The organism is Streptomyces sp. NPDC025833 (assembly GCF_055558055.1).
In genome coordinates this window covers 188,143-207,780 of sequence record NZ_JBVHNF010000008.1, presented here as the reverse complement: position 1 = coordinate 207,780, position 19,638 = coordinate 188,143, and the positions used below count along the sequence as shown (strand labels likewise).

Below are 19,638 nucleotides of genomic sequence, written 5' to 3'. Positions count from 1 at the left end.
GCTGAACGGAAGTGCCGCGGTCTGCTTCACAAGATCCGTATGCGGCCGCGACGCGTCCTCTATATCCAGTATCGAGGGGAGAGCGGCCGTACGCCGCAAGAGCAGCGCTTGCGGCGGGTATGCGGGGAGCTGTCCGCGCCAGGAAAAGAGGGGCGCCCCGGATCGCGCGGGACACGTACCCTCTTCTGTTGTGCCGAACCCGAACGAAGACACTCCCTCTGCCCTGAGCCAGGCGCAGCAGCGCGCGGTCGCCGAGCTGCTGCGGGTGGCCCCCGTCGCCGACGACCTCGCCCGCCGATTCCAGGAGGCCGGGTTCTCGCTCGCCCTGGTCGGCGGTTCGGTCCGCGACGCGCTGCTCGGCCGGCTCGGCAACGACCTGGACTTCACCACCGACGCCCGCCCCGAGGACGTTCTGAAGATCGTCCGGCCATGGGCGGACGCCCTCTGGGAGGTGGGGATCGCCTTCGGGACGGTCGGCGCGCACAAGGGCGGCTACCAGATCGAGATCACCACCTACCGGTCCGAGGCGTACGACCGCACCTCGCGCAAGCCGGAGGTCTCGTACGGCGACTCCATCGAGGAGGACCTGGTCCGCCGCGACTTCACGGTCAACGCGATGGCCGTGGCGCTGCCCGAGAAGGAGTTCATCGACCCGCACGGCGGTCTGGAGGACCTCGCGGCCCGTGTGCTGCGGACGCCGGGCACCCCCGAGGCGTCCTTCTCCGACGATCCCCTGCGCATGATGCGGGCCGCCCGGTTCGCCGCCCAGCTGGACTTCGCCGTCGCCCCCGAGGTCGTCACCGCCATGACCGAGATGGCCGGGCGCATCGACATCGTCTCGGCGGAGCGGGTCCGGGACGAGCTGAACAAGCTGGTGCTGTCCGCCCACCCGCGCAAGGGCCTGACCCTGCTCGTCGACACCGGCCTCGCCGACCGGGTCCTGCCCGAGCTTCCGGCCCTGCGCCTGGAGAGCGACGAGCACCACCGGCACAAGGACGTCTACGAGCACACGCTGATCGTCCTGGAGCAGGCGATCGCGCTGGAGGAGAACGGCCCGGACCTCACATTGCGCCTGGCCGCGCTGCTGCACGACATCGGCAAGCCGCGCACCCGCCGGTTCGAGGAGGACGGCCGGGTCTCCTTCCACCACCACGAAGTGGTCGGCGCCAAGATGACCAAGAAGCGCATGACCGCCCTGAAGTACTCCAACGAGCTGGTGAAGGACGTCTCCCGGCTGGTCGAACTCCATCTGCGGTTCCACGGCTACGGCACCGGGGAGTGGACGGACTCGGCGGTCCGCCGTTACGTCCGTGACGGCGGACCGCTGCTGGACCGTCTGCACAAGCTGACCCGCTCCGACTGCACCACGCGCAACAAGCGGAAGGCGGCGGCGCTGTCCCGGGCCTACGACGGCCTGGAGGGGCGCATCGCCCAGCTCCAGGAGCAGGAGGAGCTGGATGCCATCCGGCCCGACCTGGATGGCAACCAGATCATGGACGTGCTGGGGGTCGGTCCGGGTCCGGCCGTCGGCAAGGCGTACAAGCACATGCTGGAGCTGCGCCTGGAGAACGGCCCGATGGAGCATGACGCGGCGGTGGCGGCCCTCAAGGAGTGGTGGGCCGAGCAGAGCTGAACCGGGCCCGGTCGATGTTTCACGTGAAACACCGACCGGGCCGGGTGCTTCGGGCAGTGGTGAAGGGGCGTTGTTTCACGTGAAACATCGCCCCGATCCCTGTCACCGATGTGTCGGACGTGCTGGCGCGCTCACTCGCCGTCGCTCGGCCCGGGCCATGAGCATGGTGATCACGCCGTAGAGCACGGCGACGACGACCACCAGCACCGTCGAGCGGCCGTCCGGCGGAAGCATCAGGGCCGCCACGCCCGCGGCGCCGACGAAGGCGACGTTGAAGAGGACGTCGTACACGGAGAAGATCCGGCCGCGGAAGCCGTCCTCGATGCGGGCCTGGACGATCGTGTCCGTGGCGATCTTGGCGCCCTGGGTGATCAGGCCGAGGACGAAGACCGCGGCCATGAGGGGCCCGGTGGCGAACGGAAGACCGAGGGCGGGTTCCAGCACCATGGCCGCGCCGGAGCAGACCACGATCCAGCGGCCGGCGCCGAGCTTCCCCACCGCCCAGGGTGTGATCACGGCCGCCGCGAAGAATCCCGCACCGGACAGTGCCAGCGCCGGGCCGAGCAACCGCAGGCCTTCCTCGGGAGTGTCGGAGAGGGCGTAGCGGCAGAGCATGAGCACCAGGACGAGGAGCGCCCCGTAGCAGAAGCGCATGAGCGTCATCGCGGTCAGAGCCCAGGCCGCCTCCCTGCGCCGGGGTGCCGCCAGGTGCCGTACGGCCGCCATCAGCTCACGTGCCGTCTCGGCGAGGGCCGTCCCCAGGCGGGGCCGTTCCGGGCGTCGGTCGGGACCGAGGAGATCGGGGGGCAGGCGCAGGGAGGCGAGGCTCGCGCAGAGATAGACGAAGGCGCCGAGCAGCACCACCGACGCGTCGGAGTCCGCCGCCACGATCCGTACACCGAAGGCCAGCCCGCCGCCGACGGTCGCGGCGAGAGTGCCGGCCGTCGGCGAGAGCGAGTTGGCCAGCACCAGCCGCTCGGCGTCGACGACCCGGGGCAGGGCGGCCGACAGCCCGGCCAGGACGAACCGGTTGACGGCCGTCACGCACAGCGCGGACGCGTAGAAGATCCAGTCCGGCGCATGGCCGAGCACCAGCACGGCGGTGGCCGAGGCCAGCAGGGCCCGCAGCAGATTGCCGTACACGAAGACCTGCCGGCGCCGCCAGCGGTCCAGCAGGACGCCGGCGAAGGGGCCGACGAGCGAATAGGGGAGCAGCAGGACCGCCATGGCCGAGGCGACCGCGGCGGCGGAGGTCTGCTTCTCCGGGGAGAACACGACGTACGCGGCGAGCGCGACCTGGTAGACGCCGTCGGCGCCCTGGGACAGCAGGCGGACGTACAGCAGGTGCCGGAAGTGCCGCAGGCGCACCAACAGGCACAGGTCACGTACGACGGGCATGGGCCACAGCCTCACATATGCGGAAGGTCCCCGGGTCGGTGACCCGGGGACCTTCACAGCCCTGGCAGGAGCGTTCTCGTGCGAACGGCCTCAGCGCCTCAGCGCTCGACCTCGCCGCGGATGAACTTCTCGACGTTCTCGCGGGCCACGTCGTCGAAGTACTGCACCGGCGGGGACTTCATGAAGTAGGAGGAGGCCGACAGGATCGGGCCGCCGATGCCGCGGTCCTTGGCGATCTTCGCGGCGCGCACGGCGTCGATGATGACACCCGCGGAGTTCGGGGAGTCCCAGACCTCGAGCTTGTACTCCAGGTTCAGCGGGACGTCACCGAAGGCGCGGCCCTCGAGGCGGACGTACGCCCACTTGCGGTCGTCCAGCCAGGCCACGTAGTCGGACGGGCCGATGTGGACGTTCTTCTCGCCGAGGTCCCGGTCGGGGATCTGGGAGGTGACGGCCTGCGTCTTGGAGATCTTCTTGGACTCCAGGCGCTCGCGCTCGAGCATGTTCTTGAAGTCCATGTTGCCGCCGACGTTCAGCTGCATGGTGCGGTCGAGGATGACACCGCGGTCCTCGAACAGCTTCGCCATGACGCGGTGCGTGATGGTGGCGCCGACCTGGGACTTGATGTCGTCACCGACGATCGGGACGCCCGCCTCGGTGAACTTGTCCGCCCACTCCTTGGTGCCGGCGATGAAGACCGGGAGGGCGTTGACGAAGGCGACCTTGGCGTCGATGGCGCACTGCGCGTAGAACTTCGCCGCGTCCTCGGAACCCACGGGGAGGTAGCAGACCAGGACGTCGATCTGCTTGTCCTTCAGGATCTGGACGACGTCGACCGGCTCCTCGGCGGACTCCTCGATGGTGGCCCGGTAGTACTTGCCGAGGCCGTCGAGGGTGTGGCCGCGCTGGACCGTCACACCGGTGCTGGGCACGTCGCAGATCTTGATGGTGTTGTTCTCGGAGGCGCCGATCGCGTCCGCGAGGTCGAGGCCGACCTTCTTGGCGTCCACGTCGAAGGCGGCGACGAACTCGACGTCCTTGACGTGGTAGTCACCGAACTGCACGTGCATCAGGCCGGGGACCTTGGACGCCGGCTCGGCGTCCTTGTAGTACTCGACGCCCTGAACCAGCGACGCCGCGCAGTTGCCCACGCCGACGATGGCTACGCGAACCGAACCCATTCCGGTTGCTCCCTGTGTGTACGAGTGAGGCCCTGACCGGGTCTCACGTGGCGGTGTCGTCGGGCGTATCCGTCCGGGGGGTGTCCCCGGGACGGGGCAGGCCGCCCGTCGATCCAGTGGTGGTGTCCTGTTGAGCGGCGCCTCCGGACGCGGAACCCCGCAGGTCCCGCCCGGCCCGCTCGCTCTCGATGAGCTCGTTCAGCCAGCGCACTTCGCGCTCCACGGACTCCATTCCGTGGCGCTGGAGCTCAAGCGTGTAGTCGTCGAGGCGTTCCCGGGTGCGCGCCAGCGAGGCGCGCATCTTCTCCAGGCGTTCCTCCAGGCGGCTGCGCCGGCCCTCCAGCACGCGCATCCGCACATCGCGCGAGGTCTGCCCGAAGAAGGCGAACCGCGCCGCGAAGTGCTCGTCCTCGTAGGCGTCGGGACCGGTCTGGGAGAGCAGCTCCTCGAAGTGCTCCTTGCCTTCCGCCGTCAGCCGGTAAACGATCTTGGCACGGCGTCCGGCGAGGGAGGCCGCGAGCGCGTCGTCGTGGGTGTTGGCGGGCTCCTCGATCAGCCAGCCGCTGGCGAGCAGCGTCTTGAGGCAGGGGTAGAGCGTGCCGTAGCTGAACGCACGGAACACCCCCAGCGACGTGTTCAGGCGCTTGCGCAGCTCGTACCCGTGCATCGGGGACTCCCGCAGCAGGCCGAGTACGGCGAATTCGAGGATGCCGGAACGCCGGCTCATCGTCGCCTCCCCTCGGTCCCGCGGGCGGTTCCCGCAGGTCTCGCAGTGCCTGTCAGCGCCTTTATCTCGCGCTGATGTATCGGTTCGATACATCAGCACGATAGAACGACCCGTCGCGGGCGACAAGAGGGACGGCGGTGAACGGGATCACATCACCGATTCGTAGGAGGCAAGTTGCCTGTTTTGGGGTGAACTTCGGGGCTCAGTGGGTTTCGGCGGTGCGTAGTCTGTGCGGCATGCACACCACCGGGAACCGCGTGACGCCCGGGGAGCGTCATCGTCCTCGGTGCAGTACGGGTGAATGCAGGACTGACCGCATCCGTATTTCGGGGGGACCGGAAATCAGCCGCCGTTCCAGGCGCGCACGGATGCGCCTGCCCGAGGAGTAGTCGTTCGATGAGCGAGCACCGTCGCAAACCGCCGCAGCCGCAGGGAGGCGGACGTGCCGCGGCCCGACGCGGCCAGTCCGGTTCGTCCCCCGGCCGCCGTGCGGCACCGCGAGGCGCCACCGGGTCCCCCGCCGACTCCTATGGGTCCCAGTCCCATGGAGCCGAGTCCGTCGACCCCGGGGGGGAGGAGCGTGGCTACGGCGGCCGTGCCGAGGCCCGCCGGGCGGCGCAGAGGGGCGGTCGCCGCAGAGCGCCCGACAGCACGGGCCCCGGTGGTCGGCGCGGCGGGCCGGCCGGCCCCGGGCGCGGCAACGGCCGCGCGACGACGGCACCCGGCAAGAAGAGGCTCGTCGACTATCCCCGGGCCGGCAAGCACGGCTGGCGGCGGTGGATGCCGTCCTGGAAGCTGACCAGCGGGCTGTTCCTCGGCTTCGTCGGCAGCCTGATGGTGATGATCGGCGTCGGGTACGCGATGGTCTCGATCCCGAACGAGAACGACGCGGCCAAGTCCCAGAACAACGTGTACTACTGGGCCGACGGCAAGCAGATGGTGGCCACCGGCACCGGTGTGAACCGGCAGAACGTCAGCTTCGACCAGATCCCCGAGGCGATGCGGTTCGCGGTGATCTCCGCCGAGAACAAGTCCTTCTACGACGACTCGGGCGTCGACCCCATGGGCATCGTGCGCGCCATGGTCAACATGGCCAAGGGCGGTCAGACGCAGGGTGGTTCGACGATCACCCAGCAGTACGTGAAGAACACGTACCTGAGCCAGGAGCAGTCGGTCACCCGCAAGTTCAAGGAGATGTTCATCTCCATAAAGGTGGGCGCGAAGCTCGATAAGGACGAGATCCTCCAGGGCTACCTGAACACCTCGTACTTCGGCCGGGGCGCCTACGGCATCCAGGCGGCGGCGCAGACCTACTACGGCAAGAACGCGGTCGACCTCAAGCCGAGCGAGTGCGCCGTCCTCGCGGCGCTGCTCAAGGGCCCGACGTACTACGACCCGGCGGGTAACCAGGACCTCGACGAGTCGGCCACCCCGCAGGCCAACGAGGACCGCTCCAAGCGCCGCTGGGCCTGGATCCTCGGCGAGATGCACAAGGACAAGCACCTCACGGACGCCCAGTACCGGGAGGCCTCGGCCGAGTACCCCAAGCCCGACGGCCGCAAGGCGACCAAGGGCATGACCGGCCAGATCAGCTACCTGGCCGACACGGCGAAGAAGTACGTCATCGCCCACTCCGACATCACTGAGGCGCAGTTCGACAAGGGCGGCTACCAGATCTACACGACCTTCGAAAGGCCCAAGGTCACGGCCCTGGCCAAGGCCGTGAAGAAGGTCCAGAAGGAGCGCCTCGACCCCAAGCACCGCGAGCTGGACAAGTACGTCCAGTTCGGCGCCGCCTCGGTGAAGCCCCGGGACGGGCGGATCGTCGCCCTCTACGGCGGCGACGGCTACGAGAACGGGCACTTCACCAACAACGCCGACACCTCGGGTGTGCCGGTGGGTTCGACCTGGAAGCCGTTCGTGCTCGCGGCCGCCATGCAGTACGGCACCTACAAGTCCGACGGCCAGGGCGTCTCCCCGCTGAGCAAGTACAACGGCAACGACCATCTCAAGGTCTACCGGCCGGACGGCTCGTTCTACCTCAACAAGGACAACTCGCCGTTCTACCAGATGAACGAGAGTGACAAGGCCTGGGGCTACATCACCCTGCGCAAGGCGATGGAGCAGTCCGTCAACACCCCGTTCGTCCAGCTCGGCGTCGACGTGGGGATGACGAAGGTCCGGGACGTGGCCAAGGCGGCGGGCATCCTCGACCAGAGCATGTCGCCGGACCTCAACCCGTCCTTCGCCATCGGTACGTCCACACCCAGCGCCATCCGCATGGCCGACGCGTACGCGACGTTCGCCGCGTCCGGTCAGCAGACGGACCCGTACTCCGTGACGGCGGTCAAGGTCAACGGTGCGGACGCGCCCAGCTTCGTCAAGCCGAAGCCGGCCCCCAAGGACGCGATGGACCCGAACATCGCCAACAACATCACGGACGTCCTGCAGAACGTCATCGAGAACGGTACGGGTACGAAGGCCAAGGCCCTCGGCCGTACGGCGGCCGGCAAGACCGGTACCACCGACGAGAACAAGTCGGCCTGGTTCGTCGGCTACACCCAGCAGCTCTCGACGTCGGTGGCGATGTTCCGTGAGAACCCCAAGAACCACAGGCTGCTGTCCATGAACGGCACCGCGAACACGGACTCGATCCACGGTGGTGACATCCCGACGCTGGTGTGGACCGACTACATGATGGCCGCGCTCAAGGGTGCGAACGACCCCGGCTTCCCGAAGGCCACCGAGATCGGCTCGGTCCAGGACGAGGCGGGTGCCCCGTCCCCGACCCCGACCGCGAGTGACACGCCTCCCCCGTCCCCGAGTGACACGCCGACCCCGACACCGACCGAGACGACGCCCACCACGCCGACCACCCCGACTCCGACCGAGACCTGCGGCTTCCCCTGGGGCAACGACTGCAACACCGGCGGCAACGGCAACACCGGCGGCAATGGCAACGGTGGCGGCGACAGCAACGGTGGCGGTGGTGGCAACGGCAACGGTGGCCTCGACGGCGGTGGGAACGGCATCGGCGGCACGGACACGGGCGGTGGTGTCGACGGCGGTACGACGCCCACGCCGACGGATACGGAGACCACGGGACCCGGTGGCAACAGCCGGGGCAACGGAAACGGCAACGGCAACGGAGGCCCGGGCTTCTTCGGAGGCCCGGAGGGGTAGCCCGGTGATCTGACCGCTTGGCGCCTTATCGCCCGCCAGGGGTGTTTCACGTGAAACACGGGCCGCCGCATCCACGGGGTGTGGCGGCCCTCGGCGTATTCGCGGCAAGGTGCGGCAGGATGTGCCCCATGCCCAGTGCAGAGATGACGCCCGCGAGCACGCACGAGCCCGAGCCCGTGCGGCCCGCCGGGGCAGAGCCGGTGCAGCCGACCCGGGAGGACGAGGTCGCCGCCGCCGGCAGTGAGCTGATCGGCGGCCCCCTGGGACGGCGGGCCCTGCCGGGGACCTGCTGGTGGACGCCTGTCCGGGTGGTGGCGCTCGTGGCGATCGGCCTGTTCGCCCTCGGCCTGGTCCAGAAGGCGCCGTGCTACGACGGCGCCTGGTTCTTCGGCGCGAGCAGCCAGTACACGCACGCCTGCTACTCGGACATCCCGCACCTCTACCAGGGCCGCGGGTTCGCCGATCACCTCGTGCCGTACTTCGACAAGCTCCCCGGCGACATGGACTACCTCGAGTATCCGGTACTCACCGGGGTCTTCATGGAGGCGGCCTCCTGGCTGACCCCGCACAGCGGGTCCATCCAGCACCAGGAGCAGTGGTACTGGTTCGTCAATGCCGGGCTGCTGATGGTGTGCGCCGCCGTCATCGCCGTCTGCGTCGCCCGCACCCACCGCATGCGCCCCTGGGACGGCCTGCTGGTCGCCCTGGCGCCCGCCTTCGCCCTGACCGCGACCATCAACTGGGACCTGCTGGCGGTGGCGCTGACGGCCGCCGCGATGCTGATGTGGTCACGAGGCCGGGCCCTCGCCTTCGGCGTCCTCCTGGGCCTCGCCACGGCCGCCAAGCTGTACCCCGTCCTGCTGCTCGGCCCGCTGCTGGTGCTGTGCTGGCGAGCCGGCAAGTGGCGCGGGTTCTTCCAGGCCGTGGCCGGTGCCGTGGGCGCCTGGCTGGTGGTGAACCTGCCCGTGATGCTCATGCACGACGCGACCGGCTTCCACATCCGCGAGGGGTGGGCGAAGTTCTACACCTTCAGCAAGGAGCGCGGTGTCGACTTCGGCTCCTTCTGGCTGATCTGGGCGCAGAACACCGACCACCCGCCCAGCACCGCGTTCATCAACAATGCGGCAACCGGACTGGTAGTGCTGGGCTTCCTCGGCATCGCCGCGCTGACGTTCACCGCACCGCGCCGGCCGCGCTTCGCCCAGCTGGCCTTCCTGATGGTGGCCGTCTTCGTGCTCACCAACAAGGTCTACTCGCCGCAGTACGTCCTGTGGCTGGTGCCGCTGGCGGTCCTCGCCCGGCCCAAGTGGCGGGACATCCTGATCTGGCAGGCGTGCGAAGTGGCGTACTTCCTGGGCATCTGGATGTACCTCGCCTACACGACCAGCGGGGACGCGCACAAGGGCCTGCCCACGCAGGGCTACCACTGGGCGATCGTGGTCCACCTGGCGGGCACGCTGTACCTGTGCGCCGTCGTCGTGCGAGACATCCTCATGCCGGAGCAGGACGTGGTGCGCCGCTCCGGAGACGACGATCCGTCGGGCGGGGTGCTCGACGGCGCGGAGGACGCCTTCGTGCTCGGTGCGGCGGCTCATCCCCCCGAGTACGCGGTCCACTTCGAGGGGCCGCAGGTGGAGTGGGGACGACCGGAGGTCCCGGCCCCCGACCAGCGTTCGCTCTGAGCGAACGGCCCCGCCTTGCCGGCTCGGCGGGCCGGCCGGACACACAGAAGGCCGTATCCGGATGCCTCCGGATACGGCCTTCCCGCTGTCCGGGACCGGCTCAGCAGTCGACGAGACGGTCGAACTGGGTCGTGGTGTGCCGGAGGTGGGCCACCAGCTCGTCACCGACCTTCGGCTCGGGGGCGTCCGAGGGGACGAACAGGATCGACACCTGCATGTGCGGCGGCTCGGCGAACCAGCGCTGCTTGCCGCCCCAGACGAACGGGGAGAGGTTCCGGTTGACCGTGGCGAGTCCGGCCCGGGCGACGCCCTTGGCGCGCGGCATGACGCCGTGCAGGGCCTTCGGGGCCTCCAGGCCCACCCCGTGCGACGTACCGCCCGCCGCGACCACCAGGAAGCCGTCCGAGGCCGCCTTCTGCTGGCGGTAGCCGAACCGGTCGCCCTTCGACACCCGGGTGACGTCCAGGACGGCGCCGCGGTACTCGGTGGCCTCGTGGTCGCCCAGCCACAGCCGGGTGCCGATGCGGGCGCGGAACCGGGTCTGCGGGAACTGCTGCTGGAGCCGGGCCAGTTCATCGGCCTTGAGATGGCTGACGAACATCGTGTGCAGCGGCAGCCGCGCCGCGCGCAGCCGGTCCATCCAGCCGATGACCTCCTCGACGGCGTCCGAGCCGTCGGCACGGTCCAGCGGCAGGTGGATGGCGAAGCCCTCCAGCCGGATGTTCTCTATGGCGTGGTGGAGCTGCGGCAGGTCCTGCTCGCTGATGCCGTGCCGCTTCATCGAGGACATCACCTCGATCACGACCCGCGCGCCCACGAGGCCGTACACGCCGTCGATCGACGACACCGACCGGACCACCCGGTCCGGCAGCGGCACGGGCTCCTCGCCGCGCCGGTACGGGGTCAGCACCAGGAGGTCACCGCTGAACCAGTCCTTGATGCGGGCGGCCTCGTAAGTGGTGCCGACGGCGAGGAGGTCGGACCCGAGGCGGGTGGCCTCCTCCGAGAGCCGTTCGTGCCCGAAACCGTAGCCGTTGCCCTTGCAGACCGGGACGAGTCCCGGGAACTGCTCCTGCACGTGCTTGTGGTGCGCCCGCCAGCGCGCGGTGTCGACGTAGAGCGTGAGCGCCATGGCCGGACCCGGGACCTTTCTCGTGGCTGCGGTGGTGCAGAAATGGGAGAGATGTGAAGGCTATGGAATCAAACGCCTGCGCGGCTCATCGACGCGACATGTAGATGTCGAGCGCCTTGTGCAGCAGCTTGTTCAGCGGGAAGTCCCACTCGCCGAGGTACTCGGCGGCCTGGCCACCGGTGCCGACCTTGAACTGGATCAGGCCGAAGAGGTGGTCGGTCTCGTCCAGCGAGTCGGAGATGCCGCGCAGGTCGTAGACGGTGGCGCCGAGCGCGTAGGCGTCGCACAGCATGCGCCACTGCATCGCGTTCGACGGCCGGACCTCGCGGCCGATGTTGTCGGAGGCGCCGTAGGAGTACCAGACGTGCCCGCCGACGATCAGCATCGTCGCCGCGGACAGGTTCACGCCGTTGTGCCGGGCGAAGTACAGCCGCATGCGGTTGGGGTCCTCGGTGTTGAGGGCCGACCACATGCGCTGGAAGTAGGACAGGGGGCGGGGCCGGAAGTGGTCGCGTACGGCGGTGATCTCGTACAGCCGCTGCCACTCGGCCAGGTCCTGGTAGCCGCCCTGCACGACCTCGACGCCGGCCTTCTCGGCCTTCTTGATGTTGCGCCGCCACAGCTGGTTGAAGTTCTTGTGGACCTCTTCCAGGGAACGGTTCGCCAGCGGCACCTGGTAGACGTAGCGGGGCTGCACGTCGCCGAAGCCGGCGCCGCCGTCCTCGCCCTGCTGCCAGCCCATGCGGCGCAGCTTGTCGGCCACCTCGAAGGCGCGCGGCTCGATGAAGTCGGCCTCCAGGTCGCGCAGTCGCTTGACGTCCGGGTCCTGGATGCCCTTCTTGATCGTGTCCGCGTTCCAGCGGCGGATGATCACCGGCGGGCCCATCTTCACCGAGAAGGCGCCCTGCTGCTTCAGGTGCCCCAGCATCGGCTGGATCCAGTCGTCCAGGTTCGGCGCGTGCCAGTTGATGACCGGGCCCTCGGGCAGATAGGCGAGGTAGCGCTTGATCTTGGGCAGCTGGCGGTACAGGACCAGGCCGACACCGACCAGCTGGCCCGCCTTGTCGAACCAGCCCAGGCTCTCCGAGCGCCACTCGGCCTTCACGTCTGCCCAGGCGGGGACCTGCATGTGGCTCGCCGACGGCAGGCTCTGGATGTAGGCCAGATGCTGCTCTCGGCTGATGGTCCTCAGGGTCAGGCTCATTCGGGGCGCTCCTCGGGCTGGTGTGTCCCCATGGGTACAGGGGCTCCGGCTCTCGCGCGAAGCCTACTGCGCCTTTCGGGCGCCCCGACTGGGCGTACGGGCGTTGTGCCCTGCGGACTCAGCCGAAGAGACCGCCGAACAGGCCGCCGTGGGCCATGCCGATCAGGAATCCGATGCCCGCGGCGCCGAGGCCCAGGATCAGACCGAACCGTTCCCGCGTCGTCACGGAGATCCACTGCCCGTAGATCCCGACGAGCAGCGCGACCAGACCCGACCACGAGGTCAGCAGGTGCAGGCCGTGGAAGAAGGACGTGATGAAGGACAGCACCCCGAGGGCCAGCGTGATGGCCGTCAGGGCGTCCTGGAGCGGACGGGTCCTGCCGTCCGTGGCGAAGAGGGAACCGGCGACGTTGGGATGGGTTGCCTGTGCCATGGGCACCTCCTGCGGAAGGCGGCGCATAGTAGCGCCGTACACACCCGACGTGTACAGGGTGACGGTCCCCCCGCCCGGATTTCAACCGGAAGCGGGTGTGCGGGTAGTCTGTACCGTCTGCACCGGTGTCTGTCCGCCCCCTGCCCAGGTCACACTGCGGGAGCCTTCCCGGCCCCGATTGTCGGTGGTGGCCGATACCGTTGCGTACGCATCACAACCCTCCTGCCACGGAACGACCGTGGCCGCTGAGTCCAAAGGAGGTGGGTTCCACATGCGTCACTACGAAGTGATGGTCATCCTCGACCCCGATCTCGAGGAGCGTTCGGTCTCCCCGCTGATCGAGAACTTCATGTCCGTCGTCCGTGACGGCGGCGGCAAGGTTGAGAAGGTCGACACCTGGGGCCGTCGTCGTCTCGCCTACGAGATCAAGAAGAAGCCCGAGGGCATCTACTCGGTCATCGACCTGCAGGCCGAGCCTGCGGTCGTCAAGGAGCTCGACCGCCAGATGAACCTGAACGAGTCGGTCCTCCGGACCAAGGTCCTCCGCCCCGAGACCCACTGAGCCTCCGCGCTCAGCTGATCTCGGGATCCGAGTAGCAGCAACCAAGCAGCCAGAGCAGCAAACCCGCCGAGAGGTTCCCCCATGGCAGGCGAGACCGTCATCACGGTCATCGGCAATCTTGTCGACGACCCCGAGCTGCGCTTCACCCCGTCCGGTGCGGCGGTCGCGAAGTTCCGCGTCGCGTCCACTCCCCGCACCTTCGACCGCCAGACGAACGAGTGGAAGGACGGCGAGAGCCTCTTCCTGACCTGCTCGGTCTGGCGTCAGGCGGCGGAGAACGTCGCCGAGTCGCTCCAGCGAGGCATGCGCGTCATCGTGCAGGGCCGGCTGAAGCAGCGGTCCTACGAGGACCGTGAGGGCGTCAAGCGCACGGTCTACGAGCTGGACGTCGACGAAGTCGGCCCCAGCCTGCGCAACGCCACGGCCAAGGTCACCAAGACCGCCGGTGGCGGGCGCGGTGGCCAGGGCGGCTACGGCGGCGGTGGCGGCGGCGGCCAGCAGGGCGGCGGCTGGGGCGGTGGCTCCGGCGGCGGCCAGCAGGGCGGCGGCGCTCCGGCCGACGACCCGTGGGCGACCGGTGCTCCCGCCGGTGGCAACCAGGGCGGTGGCAGCCAGGGCGGTGGCGGCGGCTGGGGCGGTGGCTCCGGCGGCGGTGGCGGCTACTCGGACGAGCCCCCCTTCTAGGTCTTCGGACCGAGGGCGGGTCGTACCCCAACTTCTTGATCACACAGGAGACACACCATGGCGAAGCCGCCTGTGCGCAAGCCGAAGAAGAAGGTCTGCGCTTTCTGCAAGGACAAGGTCACGTACGTGGACTACAAGGACACGAACATGCTGCGGAAGTTCATTTCCGACCGCGGCAAGATCCGTGCCCGCCGCGTGACCGGCAACTGCACGCAGCACCAGCGTGACGTCGCCACGGCCGTCAAGAACAGCCGTGAGATGGCGCTGCTGCCCTACACGTCCACCGCGCGCTAAGGGAGGGTGACCGAAACATGAAGATCATCCTCACCCACGAGGTCTCTGGCCTCGGTGCCGCCGGCGATGTCGTCGACGTCAAGGACGGTTACGCTCGCAACTACCTGATCCCGCGGAAGTTCGCTATCCGCTGGACCAAGGGTGGCGAGAAGGACGTCGCGCAGATCCGCCGCGCTCGCAAGATCCACGAGATCCAGACCATCGAGCAGGCCAACCAGATCAAGGCCCAGCTCGAGGGCGTGAAGGTCCGTCTGGCCGTCCGCTCCGGCGACGCCGGTCGTCTCTTCGGTTCCGTCACCCCGGCCGACATCGCTTCCGCGATCAAGGCGTCCGGTGGCCCCGAGGTCGACAAGCGCCGCATCGAGCTGGCCGCTCCGATCAAGACCCTGGGCGCCCACGAGACGTCCGTGCGTCTGCACCCCGAGGTTGCCGCCAAGGTCAACCTCGAGGTCGTCGCGGGCTGAACCGCCGCGTGATCGCCGCGCTCGCTTGAGCCGGTGAAAGGGGCCGCACCCTTCTGGGGTGCGGCCCCTTTCTCATGCCAGGGCGGCCAGGTGCCACCGGATCGTGTTTCACGTGAAACAGCCGACGGGGCGTGAGGTCACGGTCAGCGGGTCGCGCCCGTCACGATCCAGCGGCCCGAGCGGCTCCGCAGCCACAGGGTCAGCATCCGGACCACCATCATCAGCGTCATCGCCGCCCAGAGTGCGGTCAGACCGCCGCCGAACGTCGGCACGAGCAGGGCCACGGGAGCGAACACCGCGAGCGTGACGACCATGGCCCCCGCCAGGTACGGGCCGTCGCCCGCGCCCATGAGGACCCCGTCCAGGACGAACACGATCCCGCAGACGGGCTGGGACAGCGCGACCAGCAGCAGGGCCGGCAACGCGGTGTCCTTCACCGCGGAGTCACCGGTGAACAGCGGCAGGAAGAGCGGGCGTGCGGCCACGACGAGCAGGCCGAGGACGACACCGGAGGCGACGCCCCACTGGATCATGCGGCGGCACGCTTCACGTGCGCCTCGGGCATCGCCCGCGCCGAGGTAGCGGCCGATGATGGCCTGTCCCGCGATGGCGATCGCGTCGAGTGCGAAGGACAGCAGGCTCCACAGGGACAGGACGATCTGGTGCGCGGCGATGTCGGCGTCGCCCAGCCGTGCGGCCACGGCCGTGGCGATCATCAGGATCGCGCGCAGGGACAGCGTGCGCACCAGGAGGGGTACCCCGGCCTGGGCCGAGGCGCGGATGCCGGTGGCGTCGGGCCGGAGGGAGGCGCCGTGCCGACGGGCTCCGCGTACGACCACCGTCAGGTAGACGGCGGCCATGCCGCACTGCGCGACGACCGTGCCCCAGGCAGATCCGGCGATGCCGAGTCCGGCGCCGTAGACGAGTGCCGCGTTGAGCGCGGCGTTGGCGACGAACCCGCCGACGGCGACGTACAGCGGGGTCCTGGTGTCCTGAAGCCCGCGTAGCACGCCGGTCGCGGCGAGGACGATCAGCATGGCCGGGATGCCCAGCGCGGAGATGCGCAGATAGGTCGTGGCGTAGGGGGCCGCGGTCGGGGAGGCACCGAAGAGATCCACGATCGCGGGGGCGAGCGGCAGGACGACGGCGATGACGGCCAGGCCCAGCAGCAGGGCCAGCCAGATGCCGTCCATGCCCTGCCGGATCGCCGCCCGAAGATCACCGGCACCGACACGGCGGGCCACGGCGGCCGTGGTGGCGTAGGCGAGGAAGACGAACACGCTCACGGCGGTTGTCAGGAGGGCGGAGGCGACGCCGAGCCCGGCGAGCTGGGCGGTGCCGAGATGGCCGACGATCGCGCTGTCCACCATGACGAAGAGAGGCTCTGCGACGAGGGCGCCGAAGGCCGGGACGGCCAGCGCGACGATTTCTCGGTCGTGCCGGCGTCGGGTGGCCTCGGGTATCTGTGGAGCCTGGGTCATGAGCGTCAATCTAATCGTCCACAGGTAAGAGATGCAACAGCCTAGTGGTCCTTACTTTCCGTCGGGAGCCGTGTCCTTTCGGGCGCCGTTCGAAGCGATCTTGGCCCGACTGGGGAAGTTTTTCTTCTGCACAGCCGGTGGATCGAAAAGATGCTGGTCAGGAGCTTTCTGGAGGAGAGAGGGAGGGCTTGTTCACAGGGCTGTCCACCGGGTCGTGCACAGGTTTCGCCGAGTTCTCCACAGCATCGGGGCGGTCGTCCACATGGCCTGTGGATAACCAGATTGGCTGACGGTGCCGACGGGCCTACCGTTGTCCGGCGCCCGCTCCTCCGCCCGGCCCCGCACGAGACCTTCGTGCGGCCCGGGAACCGTCACAAACCCGACGCGGCAGAAACGGAGTTGGGCCTCTTATTTGTCAGTGTCGTGCCGTACAAAAGAGGCCACGGCGAGGTCCGCCGTGCGGACGGGAGGAGGTGGCTCGGTGAGCATTTCCGAGCCCTTGGACGATCCGTGGGCCGACAGCGGGCCCAGTGATCGTCTGCCCGCCTCCCGCCGGCGCGGTGACGGCGGCCGGGGCCGTGACGAGCAGCACGACCGCGGCCGGGACAGCGGGAACTGGGACGGCGGGGCCTCCTCCTTCGAGCGGGTGCCTCCTCAGGACCTGGACGCCGAGCAGTCGGTGCTGGGCGGCATGCTGCTCTCCAAGGACGCCATCGCCGACGTCGTCGAGATCCTCAAGGGCCACGACTTCTACAAGCCCGCGCACGAGACGATCTACCAGGCCGTCCTGGACGTCTATGCCAAGGGCGAGCCCGCCGACCCGATCACCATCGCCGCCGAGCTCACCAAGCGCGGCGAGATCAACAAGGTCGGCGGCGCCGCGTATCTGCACACCCTCGTCCAGACCGTGCCCACGGCGGCCAACGCCGAGTACTACGCGGAGATCGTCCACGAGCGGGCCGTCCTGCGCCGCCTGGTCGAGGCCGGCACGCGCATCACGCAGATGGGATACGCGGCCGACGGGGACGTGGACGAGATCGTCAACCGCGCCCAGGCCGAGATCTACGCCGTCACCGAGCAGCGCACCAGCGAGGACTACCTCCCGCTCGGCGACATCATGGAGGGCGCGCTCGACGAGATCGAGGCGATCGGCTCACGCAGCGGTGAGATGACGGGCGTGCCCACCGGGTTCACCGACTTCGACTCGCTGACGAACGGCCTCCACCCGGGGCAGATGATCGTCATCGCGGCCCGTCCCGCCATGGGCAAGTCGACCCTCGCCCTGGACTTCGCGCGAGCCGCCTCGATCAAGAACAACCTCCCGAGCGTGATCTTCTCGCTCGAAATGGGCCGCAACGAGATCGCGATGCGCCTGCTGTCCGCGGAGGCCCGGGTCGCCCTCCACCACATGCGGTCCGGCACGATGACCGACGAGGACTGGACGCGCCTCGCCCGCCGTATGCCGGACGTGTCGGCGGCTCCGCTCTACATCGACGACTCCCCGAACCTGTCGATGATGGAGATCCGTGCCAAGTGCCGGCGCCTGAAGCAGCGCAACGACCTGAGGCTGGTCGTCATCGACTACCTCCAGCTGATGCAGTCCGGTGGTTCCAAGCGCGCCGAGAGCCGTCAGCAGGAGGTCTCGGACATGTCCCGTAACCTCAAGCTGCTCGCGAAGGAGCTGGAGGTCCCGGTCATCGCGCTCTCCCAGCTCAACCGTGGTCCCGAGCAGCGCACCGACAAGAAGCCGATGGTCTCCGACCTGCGTGAGTCCGGCTCCATCGAGCAGGACGCCGACATGGTCATCCTGCTGCACCGTGAGGACGCGTACGAGAAGGAGTCCCCCCGCGCGGGCGAGGCCGACCTGATCGTCGCCAAGCACCGAAACGGCCCCACGGCCACCATCACGGTCGCGTTCCAGGGCCACTACTCCCGCTTCGTGGACATGGCCCAGACCTGATCCGCGGCCGACGCCGTCCCGGCTCTCGCCGCACGGCGCCGCCCGGGCCACGGGCAGGGAGCCCGGCGAACCGCGGAACGGCTGCGCCGCGCCTTCCCGGGCGGGCGTGCCGAGCCGCTACGCGCCGGCCGGGCCGGTTCCGGCGCAGGGCTCGTCCGGCTGGACTATGCGCGAGAGCAGTTCCATGAGCTGGGTCCGCTCGGCCGGCGTCAGGGCGGCGGTCAGCTCGTCGTTCGCCGCACGGCCCAGTCTCTCCGTCCGCGCCAGGCGCTGCTCCCCGCTCGGTGACAGGGCGATGGCGTTCTTGCGGCGGTCCTTGGCGTCCGGTGCCCGGGTCACGAGGCCGTCGTTCTGCAGGTCGTTGAGGATCGTGACCATGTCCTTGGGGTCGATGCCCAGGCTGCGGCCCAGCTCGGCCTGCGACACGGGGCCCAGTTCGGCGACGGCCGACAGAACGGCGTGGTGCATCATCCGCATCCCCGCCTGGGCGAGTGCCTCGGCGACGAGCCGGTGCCCTCGTGCCGCGGCGCGGCCGAGGAGCCAGCTGGGCAGGGAGCGGATACGGGCGGGAGCGCGGGTGGTCTCGGGCATGGGGCCAGACTAACCAGAAAATCATTGGATCCCCCTATGATCTCCCGCTATCGTTGGGTCACCCAATGATCTGGAGGCGCGCATGCGACGGGTTCGGTTTCACGAGTACGGCGGTCCGGAAGTGCTCCGCCTCGAAGAGGCGGAGGTCCCCGAGCCCGGTCCGGGGGAACTTCTGGTGTGCACGGAAGCCATCGGCGTGACCCTTCCCTCCGTGCGCAAGGTGCGCGGAGAGGGCGGCAGGACGCCACTTCCGGGCGTCCTCGGAGGCGAGGTCGCCGGATCGGTGGTCGCACTCGGCCCGGACGTGACGGATTTCGAGGTCGGTGACCGCATCACGTCGCTCACCTTCCGCGGCGGCTCGTACTCCGAACTGGCCGTCGTCCCCACCCTCATGGCGAGCCGCGTACCGGACGGGGCGAGCGCCGTGCAGGCGGTCGCACTGGTGCGCGGTGGACAGGTCGCCCTCGCCGCCCTCGCCACGGCCCGCCCCCTCGCCGGCGAGTCGGTCCTGATCACGGGCGCGGCCAGCGGAGTGGGGCACCTCGCGGTCCAACTGGCCAAGCTACAAGGCGTCGAGCGGGTCGTCGCTGCCGTGAGCTCGAACGCCAAGGCGGAGTTCCTCCGCGGTCTCGGCGCCGACGAGATCGTCACCTACGACAGCGAGGACTGGGGGGAGCCGGTCGACATCGTCCTGGACGGCGTCGGCGGAGATCTGCTCCCACACGCCGTCTCGGCCCTCGCACCCGGCGGGCGACTCGTCTTCTTCAACTCGGGCGGCGGCACCGTGCCCGCCTTCGACCTCCTGGCAGGATCGAAAACCATCACCGGCCTCACCATGGCGAGGTTCTCCCAGACGCACCGCGAGCTCTATGACCGGCATGGCGAGGAGCTGTGGAAGCTGACCCTGTCCGGACGGTTGCGGCCGGCCGTCCACGCCCGCATTCCCCTGGCCGACGCGGCCCGAGCACACGAGATCATCGAGTCCCGCACCAACCTCGGCAAGGTGGTCCTGGTTCCCTGACTCACCGT

17 protein-coding genes are annotated in these 19,638 nt (G+C 69.2%); 9 read left to right on the top strand and 8 right to left on the bottom strand.

Features of this window, described 5'->3' with window-relative positions; genetic code table 11:
• Positions 1–190 precede the first annotated feature (190 nt).
• Positions 191–1,633 carry a CCA tRNA nucleotidyltransferase gene (locus ACZ4K2_RS16225; protein ID WP_467468472.1) on the top strand — a complete coding sequence of 481 codons (1,443 nt, stop codon included), beginning with the start codon at positions 191–193 and terminating at the stop codon, positions 1,631–1,633.
• 102 nt (positions 1,634–1,735) lie between these two features.
• Here the strand turns inward: ACZ4K2_RS16225 and ACZ4K2_RS16220 are convergent, their stop codons facing one another.
• The 3 genes from ACZ4K2_RS16220 to ACZ4K2_RS16210 form a co-directional block, all read right to left on the bottom strand.
• Entirely contained in the window at positions 1,736–3,031 is a 1,296-nt protein-coding gene (locus tag ACZ4K2_RS16220) for an MFS transporter (protein ID WP_467468473.1), read from the bottom strand.
• A gap of 98 nt (positions 3,032–3,129) precedes the next feature.
• Positions 3,130–4,212, bottom strand: a complete 1,083-nt coding sequence (locus ACZ4K2_RS16215; protein WP_467468474.1) for an inositol-3-phosphate synthase — start codon at positions 4,210–4,212, stop codon at positions 3,130–3,132.
• Positions 4,213–4,255: 43 nt separating this feature from the next.
• Positions 4,256–4,939 carry a PadR family transcriptional regulator gene (locus ACZ4K2_RS16210; protein ID WP_467468476.1) on the bottom strand — a complete coding sequence of 228 codons (684 nt, stop codon included), beginning with the start codon at positions 4,937–4,939 and terminating at the stop codon, positions 4,256–4,258.
• A gap of 780 nt (positions 4,940–5,719) precedes the next feature.
• Between ACZ4K2_RS16210 and ACZ4K2_RS16205 the strand changes: the two genes are divergently transcribed.
• Together ACZ4K2_RS16205 and ACZ4K2_RS16200 are read left to right on the top strand one after the other, a co-directional pair.
• Positions 5,720–8,122 (top strand): transglycosylase domain-containing protein, encoded by a 2,403-nt coding sequence (locus ACZ4K2_RS16205; protein ID WP_467769959.1) that lies wholly within the window; start codon positions 5,720–5,722, stop codon positions 8,120–8,122.
• 128 nt (positions 8,123–8,250) lie between these two features.
• Entirely contained in the window at positions 8,251–9,804 is a 1,554-nt protein-coding gene (locus ACZ4K2_RS16200) for a glycosyltransferase family 87 protein (RefSeq protein ID WP_467468480.1), read from the top strand.
• Positions 9,805–9,904: 100 nt separating this feature from the next.
• On the opposite strand, the gene ACZ4K2_RS16195 is transcribed toward ACZ4K2_RS16200, so the two are convergent.
• The 3 genes from ACZ4K2_RS16195 to ACZ4K2_RS16185 all read right to left on the bottom strand — a co-directional run bounded on the left by ACZ4K2_RS16195 (position 9,905) and on the right by ACZ4K2_RS16185 (position 12,573).
• On the bottom strand, positions 9,905–10,936 hold the full coding sequence (locus ACZ4K2_RS16195; protein ID WP_467468482.1) for an alanine racemase: 1,032 nt from the start codon (positions 10,934–10,936) through the stop codon (positions 9,905–9,907).
• A gap of 85 nt (positions 10,937–11,021) precedes the next feature.
• Positions 11,022–12,140: a lipid II:glycine glycyltransferase FemX gene (locus ACZ4K2_RS16190; protein ID WP_467468485.1), complete on the bottom strand. Its 1,119-nt coding sequence runs from the start codon at positions 12,138–12,140 to the stop codon at positions 11,022–11,024.
• Positions 12,141–12,258: 118 nt separating this feature from the next.
• A complete protein-coding gene (locus ACZ4K2_RS16185) occupies positions 12,259–12,573 on the bottom strand; it encodes a hypothetical protein (protein WP_467468487.1) in 315 nt (104 codons plus the stop codon).
• Between the two features lie 271 nt (positions 12,574–12,844).
• Between ACZ4K2_RS16185 and rpsF the strand changes: the two genes are divergently transcribed.
• The 4 genes from rpsF to rplI all read left to right on the top strand — a co-directional run bounded on the left by rpsF (position 12,845) and on the right by rplI (position 14,577).
• Positions 12,845–13,135: a 30S ribosomal protein S6 gene (gene rpsF, locus ACZ4K2_RS16180; protein ID WP_467468489.1), complete on the top strand. Its 291-nt coding sequence runs from the start codon at positions 12,845–12,847 to the stop codon at positions 13,133–13,135.
• Between the two features lie 81 nt (positions 13,136–13,216).
• On the top strand, positions 13,217–13,819 hold the full coding sequence (locus tag ACZ4K2_RS16175; RefSeq protein WP_467468492.1) for a single-stranded DNA-binding protein: 603 nt from the start codon (positions 13,217–13,219) through the stop codon (positions 13,817–13,819).
• 57 nt (positions 13,820–13,876) lie between these two features.
• A complete protein-coding gene (gene rpsR / locus ACZ4K2_RS16170) occupies positions 13,877–14,113 on the top strand; it encodes a 30S ribosomal protein S18 (protein ID WP_003949403.1) in 237 nt (78 codons plus the stop codon).
• Between the two features lie 17 nt (positions 14,114–14,130).
• Entirely contained in the window at positions 14,131–14,577 is a 447-nt protein-coding gene (rplI, locus tag ACZ4K2_RS16165) for a 50S ribosomal protein L9 (RefSeq protein ID WP_467468494.1), read from the top strand.
• Positions 14,578–14,720: 143 nt separating this feature from the next.
• Here rplI and ACZ4K2_RS16160 read toward each other — a convergent pair whose 3' ends face one another.
• Positions 14,721–16,058, bottom strand: a complete 1,338-nt coding sequence (locus ACZ4K2_RS16160) for an MATE family efflux transporter (RefSeq protein ID WP_467468496.1) — start codon at positions 16,056–16,058, stop codon at positions 14,721–14,723.
• Between the two features lie 481 nt (positions 16,059–16,539).
• Between ACZ4K2_RS16160 and dnaB the strand changes: the two genes are divergently transcribed.
• Entirely contained in the window at positions 16,540–18,018 is a 1,479-nt protein-coding gene (gene dnaB, locus ACZ4K2_RS16155; protein WP_467468498.1) for a replicative DNA helicase, read from the top strand.
• A 117-nt stretch (positions 18,019–18,135) separates the two neighbouring features.
• Here dnaB and ACZ4K2_RS16150 read toward each other — a convergent pair whose 3' ends face one another.
• Positions 18,136–18,609, bottom strand: coding sequence for a MarR family winged helix-turn-helix transcriptional regulator (locus ACZ4K2_RS16150; RefSeq protein WP_467468502.1), 474 nt, complete (start codon positions 18,607–18,609; stop codon positions 18,136–18,138).
• Positions 18,610–18,691: 82 nt separating this feature from the next.
• Here ACZ4K2_RS16150 and ACZ4K2_RS16145 point away from each other — a divergent pair, with 82 nt between their 5' ends.
• Entirely contained in the window at positions 18,692–19,630 is a 939-nt protein-coding gene (locus ACZ4K2_RS16145; RefSeq protein ID WP_467468505.1) for a quinone oxidoreductase family protein, read from the top strand.
• Positions 19,631–19,638 lie beyond the last annotated feature (8 nt).